This is a genomic window from Geobacillus sp. FSL K6-0789, assembly GCF_038593135.1.
Taxonomy (GTDB): Bacteria; Bacillota; Bacilli; order Bacillales; family Anoxybacillaceae; genus Geobacillus; species Geobacillus stearothermophilus.
This window is the reverse complement of record NZ_CP151966.1, coordinates 1,589,221-1,611,321: the sequence shown is the minus strand read 5'-3', so window position 1 is coordinate 1,611,321 and position 22,101 is coordinate 1,589,221. Positions and strand designations below refer to the sequence as shown.

The 22,101-nt window shown below is 51.5% G+C and carries 14 protein-coding genes and 6 pseudogenes; 8 read left to right on the top strand and 12 right to left on the bottom strand.

Annotated features, from left to right (window positions below; translation table 11 throughout):
* Positions 1-126 precede the first annotated feature (126 nt).
* Complete coding sequence (gene nirB, locus NSQ51_RS08415; RefSeq protein WP_049626733.1) at positions 127-2,547, bottom strand: nitrite reductase large subunit NirB; 2,421 nt, start codon at positions 2,545-2,547, stop codon at positions 127-129.
* A 276-nt stretch (positions 2,548-2,823) separates the two neighbouring features.
* Here nirB and NSQ51_RS08410 point away from each other — a divergent pair, with 276 nt between their 5' ends.
* Together NSQ51_RS08410 and NSQ51_RS08405 are read left to right on the top strand one after the other, a co-directional pair.
* Entirely contained in the window at positions 2,824-3,387 is a 564-nt protein-coding gene (locus NSQ51_RS08410) for a winged helix-turn-helix domain-containing protein (protein WP_183085841.1), read from the top strand.
* Positions 3,374-3,880 carry an IS630 family transposase gene (locus NSQ51_RS08405; RefSeq protein ID WP_259463654.1) on the top strand — a complete coding sequence of 169 codons (507 nt, stop codon included), beginning with the start codon at positions 3,374-3,376 and terminating at the stop codon, positions 3,878-3,880. Before NSQ51_RS08410 ends, NSQ51_RS08405 begins: the two co-directional genes overlap by 14 nt.
* 32 nt (positions 3,881-3,912) lie before the next feature.
* Here the strand turns inward: NSQ51_RS08405 and NSQ51_RS08400 are convergent.
* The 7 genes and pseudogenes from NSQ51_RS08400 to NSQ51_RS08370 form a co-directional block, all read right to left on the bottom strand.
* Positions 3,913-4,589 (bottom strand): annotated as a pseudogene (locus tag NSQ51_RS08400) (IS110 family transposase); the annotation flags it as partial.
* Positions 4,590-5,008: 419 nt separating this feature from the next.
* Positions 5,009-5,413, bottom strand: a complete 405-nt coding sequence (locus tag NSQ51_RS08395) for a DnaA N-terminal domain-containing protein (RefSeq protein WP_014195972.1) — start codon at positions 5,411-5,413, stop codon at positions 5,009-5,011.
* Between the two features lie 18 nt (positions 5,414-5,431).
* A complete protein-coding gene (locus tag NSQ51_RS08390) occupies positions 5,432-5,833 on the bottom strand; it encodes a thioesterase family protein (protein WP_047818459.1) in 402 nt (133 codons plus the stop codon).
* Positions 5,834-6,055: 222 nt separating this feature from the next.
* On the bottom strand, positions 6,056-7,243 hold the full coding sequence (locus NSQ51_RS08385; RefSeq protein ID WP_121650201.1) for an iron-containing alcohol dehydrogenase: 1,188 nt from the start codon (positions 7,241-7,243) through the stop codon (positions 6,056-6,058).
* Positions 7,244-7,664: 421 nt separating this feature from the next.
* Positions 7,665-8,528 (bottom strand): annotated as a pseudogene (locus NSQ51_RS08380) (aldehyde dehydrogenase family protein); the annotation flags it as partial.
* A gap of 69 nt (positions 8,529-8,597) precedes the next feature.
* On the bottom strand, positions 8,598-9,845 hold the full coding sequence (locus NSQ51_RS08375; RefSeq protein ID WP_050367512.1) for an RNA-guided endonuclease TnpB family protein: 1,248 nt from the start codon (positions 9,843-9,845) through the stop codon (positions 8,598-8,600).
* A gap of 138 nt (positions 9,846-9,983) precedes the next feature.
* A pseudogene (locus NSQ51_RS08370) lies at positions 9,984-10,556 on the bottom strand (aldehyde dehydrogenase family protein); the annotation flags it as partial.
* 420 nt (positions 10,557-10,976) lie between these two features.
* On the opposite strand from NSQ51_RS08370, the gene NSQ51_RS08365 reads away from it, so the two are divergent.
* Entirely contained in the window at positions 10,977-11,627 is a 651-nt protein-coding gene (locus NSQ51_RS08365) for a cyclase family protein (RefSeq protein WP_049625326.1), read from the top strand.
* Between the two features lie 60 nt (positions 11,628-11,687).
* Here NSQ51_RS08365 and NSQ51_RS08360 read toward each other — a convergent pair.
* A pseudogene (locus tag NSQ51_RS08360) lies at positions 11,688-12,249 on the bottom strand (sugar O-acetyltransferase).
* 51 nt (positions 12,250-12,300) lie between these two features.
* Complete coding sequence (locus NSQ51_RS08355; protein WP_049625327.1) at positions 12,301-13,680, bottom strand: D-serine ammonia-lyase; 1,380 nt, start codon at positions 13,678-13,680, stop codon at positions 12,301-12,303.
* A gap of 270 nt (positions 13,681-13,950) precedes the next feature.
* Between NSQ51_RS08355 and NSQ51_RS08350 the strand changes: the two genes are divergently transcribed.
* Both NSQ51_RS08350 and NSQ51_RS08345 read left to right on the top strand, forming a co-directional pair.
* On the top strand, positions 13,951-15,120 hold the full coding sequence (locus NSQ51_RS08350) for an MFS transporter (RefSeq protein WP_049625330.1): 1,170 nt from the start codon (positions 13,951-13,953) through the stop codon (positions 15,118-15,120).
* 329 nt (positions 15,121-15,449) lie between these two features.
* On the top strand, positions 15,450-15,929 hold the full coding sequence (locus NSQ51_RS08345) for a GNAT family N-acetyltransferase (protein WP_049625328.1): 480 nt from the start codon (positions 15,450-15,452) through the stop codon (positions 15,927-15,929).
* A 209-nt stretch (positions 15,930-16,138) separates the two neighbouring features.
* Here the strand turns inward: NSQ51_RS08345 and NSQ51_RS08340 are convergent, their stop codons facing one another.
* Positions 16,139-17,506: an ISLre2 family transposase gene (locus NSQ51_RS08340; RefSeq protein WP_341082615.1), complete on the bottom strand. Its 1,368-nt coding sequence runs from the start codon at positions 17,504-17,506 to the stop codon at positions 16,139-16,141.
* A 151-nt stretch (positions 17,507-17,657) separates the two neighbouring features.
* Between NSQ51_RS08340 and NSQ51_RS08335 the strand changes: the two genes are divergently transcribed.
* Together NSQ51_RS08335 and NSQ51_RS08330 are read left to right on the top strand one after the other, a co-directional pair.
* Positions 17,658-18,842, top strand: coding sequence for an IS701 family transposase (locus NSQ51_RS08335; RefSeq protein ID WP_342462758.1), 1,185 nt, complete (start codon positions 17,658-17,660; stop codon positions 18,840-18,842).
* Between the two features lie 240 nt (positions 18,843-19,082).
* A pseudogene (locus NSQ51_RS08330) lies at positions 19,083-19,559 on the top strand (PTS transporter subunit EIIC); the annotation flags it as partial.
* Positions 19,560-19,621: 62 nt separating this feature from the next.
* Here NSQ51_RS08330 and NSQ51_RS08325 read toward each other — a convergent pair.
* Positions 19,622-20,809, bottom strand: a complete 1,188-nt coding sequence (locus NSQ51_RS08325; protein WP_049625563.1) for an IS701 family transposase — start codon at positions 20,807-20,809, stop codon at positions 19,622-19,624.
* A gap of 33 nt (positions 20,810-20,842) precedes the next feature.
* Between NSQ51_RS08325 and NSQ51_RS08320 the strand changes: the two are divergent.
* Positions 20,843-22,099 (top strand): annotated as a pseudogene (locus tag NSQ51_RS08320) (PTS transporter subunit IIBC); the annotation flags it as partial.
* Positions 22,100-22,101 lie beyond the last annotated feature (2 nt).

Below are 22,101 nucleotides of genomic sequence, written 5' to 3'. Positions count from 1 at the left end.
AACGAAAACCTCGTTTCCGGCTGAACGATGGCCATCATTTCCCTCTCTTCGTTCCAGCATTGATCCTAACCCATGATCAATCCAGGCGGCGGAACATCAACTTTTTCCGCCCGCCGTCATCCCCCTTCATTCCACCGGCTCTTTGTCGCCGATATCGCGGAACAACAGTTGCTGCACTCTCTCGTTTTCGACGATGTCCCGCCACGGATCTGTTGTCGCGGAAAGAGCTTTGTGAAGCCGCTCAAGCAGCGCGCGGCGCGTTTCCACATCGAACAACACTTCGCGGATATGCTCAAGCCCGACGCGCTCGACCCATTTGGACGTCCGTTCCAAATAATGCGCGGACTCGCGGTAATATTGCAAAAAAGCACCAGTCATCTCGATCACTTCGTCTTCCGTCTTGACCGTGCAAAGCAAGTCAGCTGCACGCAAATGGGTGCCGCCGTTGCCGCCGACATAAATCTCCCATCCGCCCTCGACGCCGACGACGCCGACATCTTTAATGCCCGATTCCGCACAGTTGCGCGGGCAGGCGGAGACGGCCATTTTCACTTTATGCGGCGTTTTCAGCCGCTCAAATGTTTGTTCCATCCGAATGCCAAGCCCGGTCGAATCTTGCGTCCCAAAGCGGCAAAACTGCTTGCCGACGCACGTTTTCACCGTCCGAAGCGCCTTGGCGTAGGCGTAGCCTGACGGCATGCCGAGATCGGCCCAAATGCGCGGCAAATCTTCTTTTTTCACCCCAAGCAAGTCAATGCGCTGCCCGCCGGTGATCTTAATCATCGGCACGTTGTATTTTTCCGCGACATCAGCGATGTTCCGCAGCTGTTCGGCTGTCGTCACCCCGCCATATATGCGCGGCACAACGGAGTACGTGCCGTCGGCCTGGATGTTGGCGTGCAGCCGCTCATTGACAAACAAGGATTCCGCTTCTTCATCGTACTCGCCCGGATACAACATGCCCAGGTAATAATTGAGCGCCGGACGGCATTTCGAACACCCTTCCTCGTTTTTCCATCCCAATACACTCATCACTTCTTTGACCGTCATCAACCGTCTTTGTCCGATGGCCTCGAGCACTTCCTCACGGCTTAAGTCCGTGCAGCCGCAGATCATTTCTTTCACCGCATACCGGTTCGCTTCTTCACCAAGCATATGCTCAAGCAGCTCGGCGACAAGCCCTTTGCATCTGCCGCACGAGCGAGACGCGTTCGTATAGTCGCGCACCTCGGCGACCGTCTTAAGCCCGTGTTCGGCAATCGCCTGACAAATCGCGCCTTTTGTCACCCCGTTGCAACCGCAAACCACATCGGTGTCGGCCATCGCCGCCGCAAGGCTTCCCTTCCCGCCTAAAGCGGCTGGGGCAAACAGCGACAGCGAGAGCGCCTCAACCGAATCGCCGCGCTGGATCATATCGAACAGCTTTCGACCTTCGCTCGTATCGCCAAACAGCACCGCCCCAACGACTTTCCCTTGGCGAACGACGACTTTCTTGTACACCGAGCGCGCTTCGTCATACAGTTTGATCGACTCCGTCCCTTCGCCATCCATAAATTCACCAGCCGAGAACACATCGACACCGGACACTTTCAGCTGAGTCGCAACGACCGATCCTTCATACGGCTTTCCTTTTCGGCCGCAAATCGCCTCTGCCAGCACTTTCCCCTGCTCATAAAGCGGAGCGACGAGCCCATACACAACACCGCGATGTTCCGCGCATTCACCGACCGCGTAAATGTGCGGCACGCTCGTTTCCAAGTAGTCATTGACAACGATCCCTCGATTCACTTCAATGCCGCTTCTCCGCGCTAAATCAACATTCGGACGAATGCCGACCGCCATCACCACCAAGTCGGCGGCAATGGACGTACCGTCCTTAAACCGCACTCCTTCCACACGGCCGTTGCCGAACAATTCAGCCGTCTCTTTGCGAAGCAAAACGTTCATCCCTTGTTTCTCCAGCTCCCGCTGCAGCAGCTTGGAAGCGGTCGGATCAAGCTGGCGTTCCATCAAATAGTCGAAAATATGGATGACATCGACATCCATCCCTAAGTGAAGCAACCCGCGCGCCGCCTCCAATCCAAGCAAGCCGCCGCCGATGACCGCCGCTTTTTTGTATGTCTTCGCATATTCGATCATCCGCTCGCAATCTTGGATATCGCGAAACGCCGTCACCCCGGGCAAATCCGCCCCCGGCACCGGCAAGATAAACGGATTCGACCCTGTCGCGAAAATCAATTCATCGTATTCGACTACCCTCCCACGGTCGGTCCGGACAAGCCGCCGCTTGATGTCGACTTCCGTCACCGTTTCGCCGACAAACAGCTGAATACCGTTTCGTTCGTACCATTCCCAACTGTTCAACGTAATGTCATCAAGACGCGTATCTCCTTGCAGCACCTCCGACAACAAAATGCGGTTATAGTTCGGATGCGGTTCGCTGCCAAAAATCGTGATCTCAAACGCCTCGCGGTCAAGTTTCAAAATCTCCTCGATGCAGCGAACCCCCGCCATGCCGTTGCCGATTAACACGAGTTTTCGTCTCACGTCGCCATCCCTCCATCTTCGTTACTTTGTTTATCGTCATCGATGCAGCCAAAGTCGGATCGTCATCACCAGCAGCTCCCATAATCCGACTGTTTTTGTTCGCATCACCCTCACAATTTCCCCTTTGCCTTGGCTGTGCCCATCATATCACGTCAAACATGAAGCATGCATTTTTTATATATACATGCTCATTGAAAAGTTAACCTTCGCATAAGCGGTGCCCACTCTGGTTATACTGCTCCTAAGGAAAAGCATGGGAAAGGAGCGGAATTCTGCATGAAACGTCTCAACATCACCGACAACCATGGATGGACGCCCCGGAAACTCCGCAAGCAGGAACGGAAGATCAAAAACGCTCATCTCCGCCAACGTGTGATGGCCGTCCGCCTGGTCATGGAAGGCTATTTGGGCAAAGACGTGGCCTCCATGGTCAACGTGTGCCGCCAAACCGTTTCCCATTATGTGTCGCTGTTTAACGAAGGGGGCCTGGAACTCCTGCTTCATCGGGATTTTGCCCCTGGGCGAGAGCCGTTTCTCACCGAAGAACAGCAGGAAGAGATCAAACACCTTGTGTTGACCACGACACCCGCGGAGCTGGGCTGGGACATCGCTTCGGCGTGGAATACGAAGATCCTTCAATCCTATGTACACCACCATTATGGCATCTCCATGTCCCGCGAAGCCTTGCGAAAACTCTTGCATCGAAAAGGGCTTTCGTGGACCCGGCCGACTTACACGTTGGCGAAAGGAGATCCGGATCGGCAAAAACACTTCGAAAAACAAATGGATCTAATAAAAAAACTTAATCGATCCAGATTCCGTCCTGTTGTACATCGATGAAACGCATATCCGATCGTATCATGTGTTGCGTACGACATGGTCAGAGGTTGGCCGTCAAAAGCAAGTGCCGACGTTCGGCCATCATGCTCACGTATCGCTGTTTGACGCCATTAACGTCCCTGATGGCGAAACAGTTCTTTATCAAGCAGGAGCGGCCAATGCGACAACGTTTTTGGATTTCCTGCGGGTTCTCAAAGAGCGTTACCCGGATCGTCTCATTGTCTTGGTGCTGGATAACGCCCGAATTCATCATGCCAAAATGGTGAGAGAGTTTTTGCGGGAAGAAGGACGGAGTTTTCACTTCATTTACCTTCCTCCGTATTCTCCGCAACTGAACCCGATCGAACGCTTGCGGAAATGGCTGAAAGACACTGTCATTGCCAATGTGTTTCACAAAGATCAAAACGATATCGCCCAAGCCATTGCCCGGTTTGTGGACTACATCCATGAACGCCCGAAGGAAGTGCTACAACGCCTAGGGTGTGCAGTGTAATCCAGAAGTTAACTTTTCAAGGTGCATCTATATAAATACTCCACATGACGCCATTGCTCGGCCAGCATCATGCGTTGATGCGGCCCTATCACTCCTTTCAACGCGCGCCGGAGCTCTTCCGTTTTTTGTTTCAGCCGCCCTTTGGCGAGCTGGGCGAGGGCCGCCGGATCGTCTTTTCCTTCGATAAGGGCGCGAATGATGAGCCGGGCCGACATCCCGTTGATGTCGGATACGACCGAAGAAAGCTTGATATTGGCTCCTTCCAACACTTTTTGGATGCGGTTGAGCTCCCGTGCCCGTTCCTCGATCAAACTGCGCCGATAACGGACCAGTTCCCGGAGCTCCCGCTGAGCTCGATGAGGGATGTAACTCCCTTTTAGCAATCCATGGCGAAGCAAGTCCGCGATCCATTCGGCATCTTTGACATCGGTCTTTCGCCCGGGAACCGCTTTGATGTGTTGGGCATTGACGACAAGCACTTCGATCGGCTCTGCTTCGAGGAGATTATACACCGGCTTCCAATATACGCCCGTCGACTCCATGGCAACGTGCGTCACCTTTTTTCTTTCAGCCAATCCACCAACTCCTCGAGATCGTCGGTCAGCGTACCAAACGTGCGAATCTCTTTTCCTTCAGGGGTAAGGGCGCAAGCCGTAATCGATTGCTTATGCACGTCCAATCCGCAACAGCGTTCATACAAGACGCGCATCGGTCTCCCTCCCTGCTTCGTTCTCAAAAACAGCTGGTGCAGTAGCCTTTGTTCAAGCATTCTATCCTGCGTGCTTCCCTCAAGGGAGCGACATTCCGTGGTGCACCAGACTACTGGGGTCCGTCTATATATCGGACTTTTACGTACCATAGATACAACGACCTCATGACCCCAGCTGCAAGGAGACCATTCGACAGAAGGTTGTTTTCATCCTTCCGTGGTGACGAAATTTTTTTGTCATGGGAGTCTATATAAGATTATATAACACAATTTTAAAAAAAAATAATAATCATATAAAAAATCAGATTAATATACGTATTTGTCGAAAAAATGTAACTTTTTATCACATAAAAAAGCGACCTTCCGCTTGATGGAGCGGAGGCCGCTTCTTGTTGGAGGTTTACTCGTTAAGGGGATCATCAGTGAATCGGACGGGATTCCAGCAGTTCATCGATAATGCGCGCGTAGTGGTCAATGCGCCGCTCCAGCTCCTCCATCTGCCGCTCAAGGCGGGTGACGTATTGACGGAAGGTCATCGGAGCGCCGAATCGCTGTTCGAGCCGCTCTTCGATTTTCTGCCGCTCGCCGTGGACAGAGACGAAGATGCGCATCTCGCGGCCGAACACTTCGCGGACGGTTTCACTGATGAGTTCGCCGTATCTTGTTTGCAGCCATTCACATTGAATGTCGTTGAGGCATTCAATGATGAGCCAATCGTCATCCACCGTCGCCGACGTCGAGGCAAACCACGTGTCAAACGACGGGCCGGGCAGCTTTTGCGCAAGCTTCGTTTTCACTTGTTCCCAAAGATGGTGCTCCTTCACACACTCACCCCCTTTCGTCTACTCGCCCGGCTGCCATACATGTTCGCGCAATTTCGCCCGAATGTCATCCGGAATCGGTTCAGGCCGCCCGGTGTCAAAATTGAAATTGACATACACCGCCCGCCCTTTGGCGCACACCACCCCGTTTTGGTGGATTTCTTCATAAATCGTGAGGCTTGTGTTGCCGATGCGCTCAATGCCGGTATACACAGTCACATCTTGCCCATAATACAGTTGGTTGACGTAGTCAACCTCCATGCGGATGATCACCATCCGCCAACGTTTGAATGACAAGTCAGGCGTAAACAGCTTGAAAATTTCATGCCGCCCCGCTTCAAACCAAACGGGCACGGTCGTATTGTTAATATGGCCGACGCCGTCCGTTTCTGACACGCGCGGCGTAATGACAGTCGTAAACACGAACGCCCCTCCTCCACAAGAACTGGAATCGTCTTTTGTCGAATTTCGGCGGCTGATGTATATGTGTTCGCTTCACGACGTGGAAATTCCTGCTTCACCATCAAGAAAACGTGAAAAACGTCACCCCTTGAGCGGAAGGGGGATCCAACCTGAGGAGCGAGACCCTATTTCCAACAGCCAAAGAAAAAACAGGAGCCTGAAGCAGCCCCTGTTTTTGTGTTCTCACTTGTTGTTCGGTTCCATGATCGTCCCGGCAAACGCTGCTTGATAAATCGCGCGGATGTCGGCTTCCAAAAGCGGCATCGGGCTGCGGGCGAGCAGCCGTTTTTGTTGGACGGCGTCTTTCGTCAGACTTTCTAATGCGCTTTCCGGAATGCCAAAACCGCCGAGCGTCTTCGGAATGCCGACATCGGCGACGAGGCGCTCGAGCTCCTCGACGCAGCGGTGCGACGCCTCCTCCTCTGATAAAAAGCTCGAGTTGCCGCCGAGGGCGTTTAAGATATCAGCCATTCGTTTCGTGCAGCTTTGGCGAATGTAGCCCATCACATATGGCAAGAGCACGGCATTTGATTCGCCATGGGCGATATGAAACTGTCCGCCAAGCGGATAAGCGAGCGCATGCACGCCGGCCACCCCGGCGTTGAAAAACGCCAAACCGGCCAGGTAGCTGCCGTTCGCCATATCGGTGCGCGCCTGTTTGTCCGTTCCGTTTTCCACCGCTTTGCGCAATGAGCGAGAAATCAGGCGCATGGCGGCGATGGCCAACCCATCCGATGTCGGACTCGCGTTGACCGACACGTACGCTTCAACCGCATGGGTAAGCGCATCAATGCCCGTGGCCGCCGTCACCCGCGGCGGAACAGAAACCGTGAGTTGCGGGTCGACGATCGCCACATCCGCCAACAAATAGTCATGCGTCACGACGTCTTTCGTCGTTTCTAAGGACAACACGGAGATGTTCGTCACCTCCGACCCGGTGCCTGATGTCGTCGGAATCAATATTTTCGGCAATCCTTTTTTCTCAAGTGTTCTCGTTCCAGTTAAGTTTAAATAATCGGCGACCGAACCTTCATGCACGGCCAAAACAGCGGCCAGTTTCGCCAAATCCATCGCGCTGCCGCCGCCGACGCCGATGACAAGGTCAAACTCTCCGTCGCGGACAAACGCCACCGCCTTCTCCCCCGTTTCAAGCGGCGGCTCCGGCACAACATCCGTATACACATGCACGCTGCACCCTGCTTGCCGGAGCGGAGATGCCACTTGCTCGACGAGGCCGAGTTTTTCAAGCGCTGGATCGGTGATCACCAACACGTGTGCTGCCCCAAGCCTTTTTACTTCTGGAACTAACTGCGTAAGCGCCCCCCAGCCGACATAGCTGAGCGGCGGAAAGACGATGCGGGATGCGGTCATCAATACTGCCCCTTTCTTTCATTCGTAGTATCCTTCTGTGGATTTGCGAAATTGGCTAAATTGTTCTGCATCATGACCAAACCAAATTACCCGAGAAGCCCCATCCGTTGCGCGAGAAAGGTCGCTGGCCGCAAAATGCGGTCTTGACAGCAGAGCTTGCGAATGACCTCAAACCTCGGCACGGAGGACTGAAAACGTTCTTGCATACAAGCCGAAGCCTGCTTCTCGTGAAAAAAGCATGGTTCAGCAAACAGCTCGAGCATCAATACCACCTGTCTGTTCTCGCCTCGAACCGTTGGGGATATATTCTGGAAAAGCATGCTTAAACATACAGCCTTGGAGTGCCACTCTCTCCAAGGCTGCGCAACTATTCTTCTAGAATTTTAGGAACAAATTTTACTCCAATCTCTTCTCATCCCGCTTAATTCTGGTTAAAAATAATCAATTTCAACTCCGTCATTTCCTCGATCGCATAGCGGATCCCCTCGCGGCCAAACCCGCTTTCTTTCACGCCGCCGTACGGCATATGGTCGACGCGGAACGTCGGGATGTCGTTAATCAACACGCCGCCAACGTGCAGTTGTTTCGCCGCTTTCCACGCGGTATGGACGTTGTCGGTGTAGATGCCCGCCTGCAAGCCGTAGCGCGAGTCATTGACCAGTTCAATGGCTTCATCGATCGAACGGACGCGGTTGATCAAGACGATCGGGGCGAACACTTCTTGGCAAGACACTTTCATCGTCGGTTCGGCGTCCACAATGACCGTCGGAAGCAAGATATTGCCGTCGCGCTCGCCGCCGAGGACGACGTTTGCGCCGCCTTGTTTCGCCTCCTCGATCCAAGAGAGCGCCCGGTCGACATCGTTTGGCGTAATCAAGGCGGATACATCGGTGGTTGGATCCAACGGGTCGCCTGTTTTCAACTGTTTCGCGGCGGCGACAAATTTTTCGACGAACTCGTCATAACGATTCTCATGCACGTAAATGCGCTGGAGTGAAATGCACACCTGCCCTTGGAACGTGAACGCACCGAACACGCAGCGCGGGATGATGCGGTCAAGATCGACCTGTTCATCGACGATCACGGCCGAGTTCGAGCCGAGCTCGAGCGTCACCCGCTTTAAGCCAGCTTTATTGCGGATCGCGATGCCGACTTCCGGGCTGCCGGTGAAGGTGATCATGCTGATGCGCGGGTCGGTGACGATTTTGTCGCCGACCGTGCGGCCGCTTCCGGTGACGACGTTGAGCGCCCCTTTCGGCAAACCGGCTTTTTCGAACAGTTCGGCAGTGAACTACCCCCACTTAATTTTCTAGCGAAAATTTGAAGTGGGGGCTTCCAAAGAAGTTTGACTGCTTCAAGCAATCCTTATTCTTTGAGGCGTGTCCACTTCGCCGCTAGAGCATAAGACACTCAGGTCTACAGCTTTACTTTTCTTTAAGATGTTTAATGCGCCATTGACATCAGCATTCATTAGTTTGCCAGACTTTGTTCGATACAAGCCGCGCTTAATACGTTTGCCGCTGAACTTATATTCTTTTGGATTGTCGGCATTATATTCAGGAATCTCATCGCCGTCAAAAAAGCTGGCTTGAGACGTATAGGATTCTTCCTGTTTCAAGAATTCAATGCCGTAAAATTCACAAAGATATTCTAGTTTTTCTTTTATGTTACCGAGAGGAATATTGACAAAGTTTTGATTTGTCTTTTTTCCTAGATTCATATTGCGTTGCCATGTTTCCGCATAGCCAATGACAAGTTTGCCAATTTGATTTTCAATACAGTAGTTAATGATGTAACGGCAAGTCTTGTTGATATAATCATTCACTTTATTATTGCGATTCATAGCAAGCAAAGCCTGTTTACGAGTGGTGCCTTTGATTTTTTGCTTATCTTTTATGCTTTGAAGTCTGGCATTTTCTTTGTTAAACCATTGATTTATACTTTTTAATCTCCGCCCATCAATGATGAATGATCTGCCGTCTGATGTGACACAAGTGGCAAAATTGTTTAATCCTAAATCAATTGCCAGTGCTTTTTGGTCATTTAATTCTCTTTGATCTTCAGGCATTTCATATTTGTACTGAATCTCAAAGAACCTGGCATGATGCTTAGGAATGATTTCAATCTGCTTAATCTTTTTGTCCAGTAACACAGGCGGAATCGTTATCGTGATAGGCTTGTGAGTCTTTTTAAATAGGCGAGAATACGGTATCGTGAATTTGTTGCCGTCTATACGAATCTGGCCAATGATCAGTGAATGAAAGCCATCTTTTTTAAGATATTTTGGAATACTGATAGCCTTGTGGTCATATTTTCCTTGTTTGGCAAGACTGATCAAACCAAAGAAAGATTTAAAGGCTTCATTGACCTTTTTTAAAATTTGCTGTGCCATGTTGCTGTTTAACAGCTTATAGTTTTCGTTAGTTTTGGCAAGATGATAATTTTTCTCATAATTAAGAAATTCCTTGTGTTCAAAATAGTATTGTCTGACATTGTACAATCCGACGTTGTACATGTTCTTGGCAATATGGCACAGTTCTCGAAGAGTCAAGTATTCTTCTTTGGTCAAACCATTTAGCTGTTGTTTGATACAAAAATACATTTTTTCACCTCCCATCTAACTATATTATACTATATTTTACTGAATCTATCCTATTTTCAGCAAAATATAGTTAAGGCGATTCATCTCCCACTTACTCCGCTTCGCTTCGTTGAAGTGGGAGTCTTCTCGCCTAATTAAGATAAAGTAGGCGGACAGCGGCGTTTGGCTGGCTGGCTTCAACACAACGGTGTTGCCCGAGGCGATGGCCGGGCCAAGTTTATGGGCCACCAAGTTCATCGGGAAGTTAAACGGCGTAATCGCTCCAATGACGCCGATCGGCTCGCGGACCGTCAAGGCGATGCGATGTTCCCCGCCCGGCGCGGCGTCAAGCGGCAGCGTTTCCCCGTGAATGCGCTTCGCTTCTTCGGCGGCGAATTTGTACGTTTGGATCGTGCGGGCGACTTCCCCTTTCGCCGTGGTGATCGGTTTGGCTGCTTCCAGTGCGATCAACCTTGCCGCTTCTTCCTGCCGCGCTTTCAGCTGCTCGCCGACCCGCTCTAAAATGGCGGCTCGTTCATGCGCCGGCATAGCCGCCATCGTTTGCCGCGCGGCGTACGCCGCCGCGATCGCTTCGTCGACTTCTTGTTCGGTGGCCACAGGGATTTCGGCAATCGTCTCGCGTGAGTATGGCGATTTCAGCTCCGTGTACGACTTGGCTTCCCGCCATTTGCCGTTGATGTATAGCTTCTGTTTCTGCACCGCGATTGACATCTTTTCACCCTTCCCTTCTTTTAAGCACGCGGCCGAAAATTTCCCCTTCAGTATATGTCCCGCATGCCCTGTTTATTTGTTTCATTCGCCATCGCGCGTGAAAATTCTTCCACTTGTCCTTTGTTTACGAAAGCCGTCCGTTGCCATGCAGCGCCATCATTCGCCTCTCTCGTTACGGGTGACGTTCCCCTCTCTATGATAACACTCCGTCGCTCGGTTTGCCGCCAAACTGCTTGCCCCTGTTCGTGGAAAGACAAGCAACATAGCCCTTGGTCACCGGCCGCCCAACGTCGGCGCAACAATTCCCCAGCTAACCGTCCAGCTCCGCAAGGCATGATGATGGCTTTCTAACTCCTCCTTCTCCTATGTTTTTGTTGTATGATAAAAGCAGCCAAAAATAGTGTAGAGGGAGATTTGGAAATGAACATCAAAACACTCATCGACCTCACCATGCCGATCACGGCCCAAACTCCGGTGTACCCGGGGGATCCGAAGCCGAAAATCGAACCGGCGGCGACGTTCGCCCAAGACGGCTATCACGTCAGCCGCCTTGTGCTTGGGTCGCATAGCGGCACGCATGTGGATGCGCCGTTTCACTTTTGCGAACACGGTTGGCGGCTCGATGACGTGCCGCTCACGTATTTTCTTGGCCGCGGCGCCGTGATCAATGCCACCGGAAAAGCGGAAGGCGAAGCGGTGACGATGGCCGATGCCGCTCCGTATATCCCGAAGCTGTCGCCGGGAACCATTGTGTTGTTTCATACCGGCTGGTCGCAATACGCCGGAACAAAGCGGTATTTCCATCATCCGTACGTCGCGCCGGATGTGATTGAAGCAATGCTGGAGCGGGGCGTGCGGACGTTTTTCATCGACGCGCTCAACATCGACCCGCCGGACGGTTCGTCGTTCCGCGCCCACGAACTTATTCTTGGCGCCAACGGGGTGATCGGGGAAAATTTCGTGAACTTCGAGCGAATCGATTTTGATGATCCGTATATTATTGCCCTCCCCCTTTCCTTGCCTGGCTGCGACGGTTCGCCTGTTCGGGCGGTGGCGGTGCAGTGGGCGTAACAAAGAAGGATGATGCAACCAAACGCCCCGCACATGCTTTGCACGGGGCGCGGCCTCGGGCTATTTGAGCCATTTGATCACTTTCGCCGGGTTTCCGCCAACGACCGCGTTGGCGGGGACATCTTTTGTCACGACCGCCCCTGAGGCGATGACAGCGTTGTCGCCGATCGTGACGCCCGGGTTGATGACGGCCCGCCCGCCGATCCAGACGTTATGGCCGATCACAACCGGCTTTCCGTACTCCAACCCGGAATTTCGTTCGTGCGGATCGAGCGGGTGAGTCGCCGTATAAATGTGCACACCAGGACCAATAAAACAATGGTCGCCGATTCGCACTTCACATACATCCAAAATCACGCCATCAAAGTTCATAAAAAAATTTTCACCGACGTGAATGTTGTAGCCGTAGTCGCAGCGGAAGTTCGGCTCGATAAACAAACAGCCGTTCTCCCGTTGAACCGAACAGCTCCTTCAGCAGAGCGGTTCGCTTTTCATATTCCGTTTCCAACGTTTCGTTATACAAACGAACGAGCCGCCGCGCCCGCTCCCGCTCCTTGACGAGCTCCGGATCAGCGGGATTGTACAAGTGTCCCGCTACCATCTTTTCTTTTTCGGTTTTCATCGAACCCCTCCAACATTTCATGCATTCGTTTCAAAACTCCATGGAATGATCTTATCGTCCTTCAGAAAAACCGTTCCCTGTCATCGTTTCGATGCGCACGCCTTCCCGATAATAGGCCTCCATCACATCCTTTGGCACCATGCTTCCACCCGTCGCCCAGCCAATATGGACGGCGTTTTTCATCTTTTCTTTCAAACCGTTTGCCTCTACGTACGTTTGCCCCGCCAAATCACGAAACAGCCGAACAGGCCCCGCCACCCCCGCCAAGGCGGACGGCTCTAAATAGATTTCCTCCGTTTCCACCATCGCCGCGAGCAAGCGGTAAAGCGTCGAATCGTCCACCGTATAGACGCCGCTGATGACGTTCTCAAGCATGTTCCCCACCAGCCGCGACGGCCGGCCCACCGCTAGCCCGTCCGCTTCGGTCTTATTGTCGAGGCCAAAATCTTGCACCGACACGCGGTCGTGCTCTCCTGTCATCAGGCCGAGCAGCATGCAAGGCGAATGCGTCGGCTCAGCGAAAAAGCAATGGACATGATCGCCGTACACGAGCTTCAGCCCAAACGTCACCCCGCCCGGACCGCCGCCGACGCCGCAAGGAAGATACACAAAGAGCGGGTGTTTTTCATCAACCGTGATGTTCATGTCCTCTAATTGCTTTTTCAGCCGAAACGCCGCCACCGCATAGCCTAAAAACAGATGGATCGAGTTTTCATCATCGATAAAATACGACGTTGGATCCTCGGCGGACTGTCTTCGCGCCTCTTCCACCACGTTGTTGTAATCAGTGAGATGTTCGATGACGGTGACCCCTTTGCTTCGCAATAAGTCTTTTTTCCATTGTTTCGCATCGGCTGACATATGAACGGTGACGCGGAACCCAAGCTTTGCCCCGATGATGCCGATGCTCAAGCCCAAGTTCCCTGTCGAACCGACGACCAGAGAATAGCGGGAAAAGAATTGCCTGAATTTCTCGCTGTCCATGACCGCATAGTCGTCTCCTATGGTGATCATCCCGTTGGCGAGCGCGAGGTCTTCGGCATGTTTCAGAACCTCGTAGATTCCCCCTCTCGCCTTGATCGACCCGGAGATGGGAAGATGGCTGTCGCATTTCAGCAACAGCTCCCCCTCAATGTTGGTCTGAAACATCTTTTCTAAACGCTGTTTCATGTTCGGAATCCGGACTAAAGGGGATTCGATGATGCCGTGGGCCGTTCGCGTCTCGGGAAAAACTTTCGCGATGTAGGGGGCAAAGCGGCGCAATCGTTCTTCCGCCTCCTTGACATCGCGTTCGCGTAAAGGAATCGTTTGAATGGCTTGCGCGAACGCGTGATATTTTGGATTGCGCCAAAACACCTCTTCGGCCGCCATGATCATTTCAAGCAGCGGGAATTCCTTTACCCACTTTTGGATTTCGTTTTTGGTCATCATGCACCATCCTCTCCCATGCGTGTTTGTCGTTTCGCACCCTTGGCGGATGCCGGTCCAAAGTCCGCTTCATTGTTTGTCGAACCGTTTACCTCCAGTCTCGCGAAAACCGCTTCCATTGTCAATGGGGAGGAAGGAAAATGGGTTGTGGGCGACATTCAGGAGTGATCGCCAGCCTCGTCGGAACGGCCAAGCAAGGTGCGATCTGCTTTGAAAAACGCCTGTCTTTCCATTATGATGAAAGAGGCAAACCATATCGTGGAGATGATGATCATGGGCAATCGCCGCGGTTTATCGCTTTTGTTTCTCGTGATGTTTTTGGTCATGGTCGGGTTTGGCATCATTATCCCTGTCCTTCCATTTTACGCAGAAAAAATCGGCGCGACGCCAACGCAGCTCGGCTGGTTGATGGCCGTTTATTCGCTCATGCAATTTTTATTTGCGCCGATGTGGGGGAATTTATCGGACCGCTATGGACGAAAGCCGATGCTGCTTGTCGGCATTTTCGGTTTGGCTCTTTCGTTTTTCTTGCTCGCCGTCGCGACAAAGCTTTGGATGTTGTTTGCCGCTCGCATCATCGGCGGATGTCTATCGGCGGCCACGATGCCGGCCGCTATGGCGTACGTCGCAGATGTGACAACGGAAGAAGACCGGGGCAAAGGAATGGGGATGATCGGAGCGGCCGTTGGGCTTGGATTCATTTTCGGACCGGGGATCGGCGGCGTGTTCTCGAAAGCGAGCTTAACCGCTCCGTTTTGGATGGCAGGCAGCTTGGCGCTCTTGACCGCTCTATTCGTTTTCGTTTTCTTGCATGAGTCGCTTCCGAGAGAAAAACGAACGAATATACGAACAAAGCGGCCCTCGCTTGCGGCCGCCCTCCAAGGGCCTGTAGCGCGCCTATACTTACTGCAGCTGATCACAACGTTTTCCCTCGCTGGACTTGAAGCGACGTTCGCCTATTTTGCCGCTGAACGTGCGGGGCTTTCGTCGACGGAACTTGGCTACATCTTTATGATCATGGGGCTTGCAGGGGCCATCGTCCAAGGAGGGTTGCTTGGAAAACTGATCCGCTCATTCGGGGAAGGAGCTGTCATTCGTGTCGGGCTGTTCTTGTCAGCAGTTGGCTTTTTTCTCATTTTATTCGTTCACAGCTTTTGGACAGCCGCGCTCTATTTAACGATTTTCGGCATTGGAAACGGCGTCATCCGCCCGTGCGTCTCCGCGTTGTTGACGAAATATACGGCGGATGGCCAAGGAAGCGCAACAGGCGTCTTATCATCGTTCGATTCGCTCGGCCGCATCGGCGGTCCGGCGATCGCCGGCTGGTTGTTCACCTTAAAGTCCAGTTTGCCATATATGGCAGGGATTGTGCTAACATTCATTTCCTTTGCTGTTTTTCACTCGTTTCAACGAACGATGATGCAAAAAGACTCGGCCCTTTGACACAAGAGGAGGACGGATGTGGACATCCCCTGTTACAGATCAGCGAGAAAGCCCACTCCTTGAGGGGTGGGATGAAAGCGAGCCCCGTCTAACCTAGCGCACTGGTCACAGGTGCGCCGCCCATTGGGGTACATCCTAACCCGATGGGACGGGGTGATGACACACCCCTGAATTTGGGCGTTGTCCGAACCAGAAATGGATGAGGACGCAAACGACCCAAGAATCCCACGCCTTTAGGCGTGCGGAGTGTCAAAATCACGCACGGAAGTGAACGTCTTATGCATTGGGGTGATCAAACATCATCATCTGCACAAAGGAGAAGGAGCGCCTTGAACATCGTTCCAACCAAACAGTTGGACCGCGCCATCGTCAACCAGTTTTTCACCAACCATTGGGGAAGTCCGCAAATGGTTGTTTCAACCGGCATCTATAACTGCAGAGAGCTGGATGGATTTGCGGCTGTTGAGAACGGTCAGCGGATCATCGGACTGATTACATTCATCATCCGTGGCAGCGAATGCGAGATCATCTCGCTAGACAGCATAATGGAAAACCGCGGCATCGGCAGCGCCCTTTTGCATGAGGCAGAGGCATGGGCGAGACAACAAAGGTGCACGGCTGTTCAACTGATCACTACCAACGACAACTTGCATGCCCTTCGTTTCTATCAAAAGCGCGGCTATCAAATTGTGAACGTCTTTCCCAACGCTGTCGACAAGGCGCGACAAATCAAGCCAAACATTCCGAAAACAAGTCCTGACGGCATTCCTATTCGAGATGAGTTGTTGCTGGTCAAACCACTGGTGTGACACGAGGTGATGATGACGCCGCATCGAAAAAGAAGCACCGGCCTTCTCCCAAGACCGGGAGTCAGTCAAGACTTTGTGGAGAACATTTTTTCGGTTCACTACGGGCGTTGTCAATCACTAGTTAGCGAACCATTTTCAGGAATTGATATCGTAAGCGCTTTCGGACTCTCATCCCTCATCTTGAAGTGATGATATTGTATTCCATTTTTTTACACCCAACCACCATCCCGGAGCGCCGACAACGCTTGATGGATCGGCGTCCCGGATGACCGCTGCAGACACGGTAGATTCTGACGCACCACATCTGCCCATAACCGTCCGGCCTTCCGTTTGGCCTGTTCGATCCGCTTGGACTTTGTTGAGGCCGAGGCCGCCGTTCGGGTCTCTTCTTCCTCCACCAACTGCCCATTTCTCCGCCAAATCCCGTCGATTCGGGCCGCCATCGCCCTCAGAAACGCCCGAAGCCCTTGGTCTTTCCAGCTGCGGCGGGATTTCACCCGATGCGCAAACCGGCTCATCACGCTCTCGGCGTGGCCCATCGGACGCATGCCGGTCGTCTCCACCCCTTGCTCCGACAGCCACTCCCGATAGTCCCGGATGCATCCCGGCATCGACTCGATCCGGCGAATCAAGGCGGCCAGCTGTTGTTCTTTGCCTTCGTCCCCCAACGTGCCGACCGCGCTGTTCAGCTCGACCAAAAGTCCTTCTTCGTCTTGTTTCGCCAGCTTCCTCCGCACCTCCCGCCAACGCGGATGGCCGGACAGACACTGACGCAGCTCCCGCGCCACATGAAATCGATCCAGCTGAAAGCACGCCCGCTTCCCAAAATACTCCCGGCAGGCCGTGATCCACGACGCCGCGTCGCCGTTGATGATCAAAAGGTCCCGGCACGGATCATAGGCATATTCGTTCATCAGCCACTCTTCAAACCGTTCCCACACGTCTCCCGCCCCTTCATGGAGGTAGTGGCGCCGGTTCACGAGCTCGAGCTGCGAACCGTTTCGTTTCCATCCCTCGTGAACCGCCAGGATTTTCTCTTCTTTCGCCCGTTTCCCTTTCCCCTGGCGGGAAATGAACAGCCCATCCGCCTCCACAAATAGCACTCGGCCGTGCCGTTGGGAAACAGGGCGGTGCAGCGAGACAGGGGCCTCCAGCACCAGTTGGCGAATCGCCTCGTGGCTTAGGACCGCATACCCCACGATCGACTCCAACGTACGGGCCGCTTTGCGGTAGGAAGAGCACTCTACGGCCAACTCGACCGCCGTTTCCTCGAGGCAAGGGCTGATCGACTGCGCTCCATCAAAGCCCAGTTCGGCATCCAGCAAGAAGGTATAGTTCCCCGTTTGCCGGTCATAGTAGTAGTTCCGTCGAAACGTCACTTCTCCAAACAGCGTTTGGATCGTAGTCGGCCGTTTGTCTTTCAGCTGATACCGGCGCTTGTCCCGCGCTTCCGCCAGTTGTTGATCAATCTCCTCCAAAAGGGCCGCCAACAAGACAGCGAACACCTTTTGAAGAGTTCTGACTAATTGTTCCTCCAGCTCTTTTAATAAAGGCCATTCTGTGGTAAGATGTTTCATGGACTCTCTCCCTCCTGTTTTATGGATGTTGGTCATCACCATCATAGCAGGGAGAGAGTCCTTTTTGCATGACATTTGCTTTTTTCTACCGCGCTTCGCTTGGTGGCCCCGACGAGCGTCGCGAACAAAAGTTCGCAACCCTCGTCGGGGAATCATTCCGGAATGTCACCCACAAATATTTTACTCACACTTCACGCTGGGGTTGACGCTGCAGCTTTCCAAACCGGTCATCAAGCATCTCATTCATATTGTCGATGCCTTGACCACCAAGGGATTCTCGGGAACATTGACTGATATTCATTACTGGAGCTTTCATCCGAATCATCGAACGACGCTCCGTCACTTTTTCACGAAAAGCCCTTGGAACGAGGAAAGGCTGCTTGGGAAGCTTCAAGAGTGGATCCTTTCCCAGGTCGAACGACTGGCCAAACGGAAGAATCAACCCCTTTTTGTTTCGATTGATGATACGATTTGCCAAAAAACAAAGCCTTCGTCACGGGCTGTGCACGCCATTCAAGGGTGCGACTGGCACTACTCGCATAAAGATCATCAATCGGTCTGGGGGCATTCGCTCGTTTGGCTGATGGTGCACACCTTCACGCAGGCGTTCCCATTTGCGTTCCGCCTGTATGACAAGAAAGCGGGAAAAAGCAAGATCGACCTGGCGATCGAGATGCTTTCCTCGCTCAAGGTGAAGCGGGCTCAGCCGGTGTATGTGCTCATGGATTCGTGGTATCCGTCCAAAAAGCTCATCGAAGCCTGTCTGAAACAGGGATTCCATGTCATCGCGATGCTCAAGACGAACCGGATTCTCTACCCGAAAGGCATCGCCATCCAAGCCAAGCAGTTTGCCCGCTATATCGAGTCCAAAGACACCCGCCTCGTCACGGTGGGGCAGGAGCGTTATCGCGTGTATCGCTATGAGGGGGCCATCCATGGCCTCGATGACGCGGTGGTGCTGCTGGCTTGGAAGGCGGATCAGCCGATGGCGCCGGAACATCTTCATTGCATCTTGAGCACCGACCGGGAACTCGGGGACGAAGACATCTTGCGTTACTACGCCCAGCGCTGGACGATCGAGTGCTTTTTCCGGCAGGCGAAAGATCAACTGAAGCTGGATGGATACCGCGTTCGCCACATTCGGGCGGTGAAACGGTATTGGGCGGTGGTGCTGCTCTCCTGCTTGTACAGCATCGCCGAATCCCGACAAAACCTCTCCACCGGGCTGGAGCTTCTTCGGTCGCGGAAAGACCACAGCGTCGTCGAGTTCATTTATGACGCTGCAAAGCAAGATATTCCCATTGATGTGATCAAAAAACCGCTCCGTATCGCGTAAGGGGTACCCTGTTTGTCTCTCTAACCATGGAAATTATTGTAATGAAAAATGCTCATCTACAGTTAAAATTTTTTTACAAATCATCTCTTTCTATTGCATAATTTTACCCATTCAACTAAAATAGATAATGCAACCGGTTGCATTGAAGTTGATGAATTTGTTTGAAAATCACACAAGAAAATGTATTCACTTTCAACTAACCCCCTACCATTTAGAAGGGAGAGAGAAAAAATGAAAAAAATGAAATTGACATCATTCGATTTTTGGCAAAAGTTCGGGAAAGCATTGATGGTCGTTGTTGCTGTCATGCCTGCAGCCGGTTTGATGATTTCATTAGGAAAATTAATTGGCATGATGAGCGGAGATGTTTCATTCGTGCAATCGATTGCACGGATTATGGAGGAGATCGGTTGGGCGATCATTGTCAATCTCCATATTTTATTTGCGGTCGCAATCGGGGGCTCTTGGGCAAAAGAGCGTGCAGGCGGAGCTTTTGCGGCACTTATTGCATTTATTTTAATTAACCGTATCACAGGAGCGATTTTTGGCGTCAATAATGCCATGTTGCAAGACCCAGAAGCAACTGTCGTCACCATTACTGGAAGCAAACTAATTGTTAAAGATTACTTTATCTCTGTTCTCGGAGCTCCGGCATTAAACATGGGGGTTTTTGTAGGAATCATTTCAGGATTTTTAGGAGCTTCCTTATATAATAAACTGTAGATGAGTATTTTTCATTACAGTAATTTCCATTCCCTAAGAGACAAACAGGGGACCCCTTAGGCGACATGGAGCTGTTTTTTGATCACATCAATGGGAATATCTTGCTTTGCGGCGTCATAGATGAACTCGACGACGCTGTGCCCTTTCCGAGACCGAAGAAGCTCCAGGCCGGAAGAGATGTCTTGTTGAGATTCCGCGATGCTGTATACGCAGGCTAACAGCACCACGACCCAATACCGTTTCACCGCCCGAACGTGGCGAACACGGTACCCATCGAGCTTCAGCTGGTCTTTTGCCTGCCGGAAAAAGCATTCGATCGTCCAGCGCTGGGCATAGTAACGCAAGATGTCTTCGTCACTCAGCTCCCGGTCGGTGCTCAATATGACATGGAGATGATCCGGCGTCATCGGTTGATCCGCCTTCCAAGCCAGCAGCACCACCGCGTCATCAAGACCGTTGAGCGCGCCTTCGTAGCGGTAGACACGATAGCGCTCGTTCCCCACCGTGACGAGGCGGGTGTCATTTGGCTCGATATAGCGGGCAAACTCCTTCGCTTGGATGGCGATACCTTTCGGGTAGAGAATCCGGTTCGTCTTGAGCATGGCGATGACATGGAATCCTTGTTTCAGACAGGCTTCGATGAGCGCTTGGGACGGATACCATGAATCCACGAGCACATACACCGGCTGAGCCCGCTTCCCCTTGAGCGAGGAAAGCATCTCGATCGCCAGGTCGATTTTGCTTCTTCCCGATGTCTTGTCATACAGACGAAAGGCGAACGGAAACGCTTGCGTGAAGGTGTGCACCATCAGCCAAACAAGCGAATGCCCCCAGACCAATTGATGATCGCTGTGAGAGAAATGCCAGTCACACCCTTGAATGGCGTGCGTTGCCCGTGACGAAGGCTTCGTTTTTTGGCAAATGGTATCATCAATCGAAAGGAACAGGGGTTGATTCGTCCGTTTGGCCAGGCGTTCGATCTGGCGAAGAACCCACTCCTGAAGCTTCTCAAGCAGTTTTTCCTCGTTCCAAGGGCTTTTCGTGAAAAAGTGGCTGAGCGTGGTTCGATGATTCGGATGAAAACTCCAGTACCGGACATCCGTCAATGTCCCCGAAAATCCCTTGGTCGTCAAGGCGTCGACAAGATGAACGAGATGCTTGATGACCGGCTTCGAGAAATAAAGCGCCAATCCCAGCGTCATGAAAAACTTGTGGATTCCTTGATGATGTGCTAATCTATTCATGAGACATGAACCTCCTTGTGGGTAGTTGGTAGCACATCTATTCTAACCAAGGAATCGGGTTCATGTCTCCTTTTTTGTTTAGTTTGTAAATTTATGTTAGCAAATTTGCTCATCTACAGTAATAAATATTATAACTTTGATCGTCTTCCAAAATCTCTTAATTTCTTTAATGGGAAAAGATTTGTTCCATTTGTTGTGATCGCTGGTTCAGTTATCACAGCGCTTATTTTATCGATCGTATGGCCGTCTGTTCAAAGCTTATTAAACGGATTTGGACGTTGGATCGCTACGTCTAAAGATACAGCGCCAATCATTGCACCTTTTATTTTCGGTACGTTGGAGCGTCTCTTATTGCCATTTGGCTTACATCATATGTTAACAGTGCCAGTGAACTATACAGAGCTCGGTGGAACCTATACGATTTTAACCGGTTCAAAAGCAGGACAAATCGTTGCTGGTCAAGATCCTTTATGGCTTGCATGGATCACCGATTTAAACAACCTGTTAGCTTCTGGAGACACAAAAACATACCATCATTTGCTTGAAACCGTTCATCCAGCACGATTTAAAGTTGGACAAATGATTACATCGACCGCTTCTCTCATCGGTGTTGCATTAGCTATGTATATCAATGTTGATAAAGACAAGCGCGAAAAATATAAATCCATGTTTTTCTCTGCAGCATTAGCCGTATTTTTGACAGGCGTGACAGAACCGATCGAATTCATGTTTATGTTTGTCGCACCCGTTTTATATATTGTGTATGCGATTACAACTGGTTTAGCGTTTGCCCTTGCCGATCTAATCCATTTACGTATTCACGCATTTGGCTTTATTGAATTTTTAACAAGAACACCAATGATCATTAAAGCAGGACTTGTAAAAGATTTGGTGAACTTCGCTATTTCTTGCCTTGCATTTTTCGGCATCAACTTTGTTGTATTCAATGCACTGATTAAAAAACTGAACTTGCCAACACCGGGTCGAAACGGAAACTATATAGAAGCAGAAGAGCCAGCTCAATCTCAATCAAAAAATACAACCAATGACGATTCTTTAGCCGCTCATATTATTGAATTACTCGGCGGCAAAGATAACATTGAGGATGTCGATGCGTGCATGACACGTTTACGTGTAACGGTAAAAGATATTCATAAAGTGGCTTCTGAACAAGAGTGGAAAACAGCAGGAGCACTCGGATTAATTTTAAAAGATAAAGGCGTTCAAGCCATTTATGGACCAAAAGCAGATGTTTTAAAATCCAATATTCAAGATCTTTTAGGGGTTTAAGC

Coding starts and splice junctions, on each gene's coding strand:
- NSQ51_RS08350 (WP_049625330.1), top strand. CDS start 13,951: ATGGGCAATCGCCGCGGTTTATCGCTTTTGTTTCTCGTGATGTTTTTG.
- NSQ51_RS08355 (WP_049625327.1), bottom strand. CDS start 13,680: ATGATGACCAAAAACGAAATCCAAAAGTGGGTAAAGGAATTCCCGCTG.
- NSQ51_RS08325 (WP_049625563.1), bottom strand. CDS start 20,809: ATGAATAGATTAGCACATCATCAAGGAATCCACAAGTTTTTCATGACG.
- NSQ51_RS08365 (WP_049625326.1), top strand. CDS start 10,977: ATGAACATCAAAACACTCATCGACCTCACCATGCCGATCACGGCCCAA.
- NSQ51_RS08375 (WP_050367512.1), bottom strand. CDS start 9,845: ATGTATTTTTGTATCAAACAACAGCTAAATGGTTTGACCAAAGAAGAA.
- NSQ51_RS08385 (WP_121650201.1), bottom strand. CDS start 7,243: ATGACCGCATCCCGCATCGTCTTTCCGCCGCTCAGCTATGTCGGCTGG.
- NSQ51_RS08340 (WP_341082615.1), bottom strand. CDS start 17,506: ATGAAACATCTTACCACAGAATGGCCTTTATTAAAAGAGCTGGAGGAA.
- NSQ51_RS08410 (WP_183085841.1), top strand. CDS start 2,824: ATGAAACGTCTCAACATCACCGACAACCATGGATGGACGCCCCGGAAA.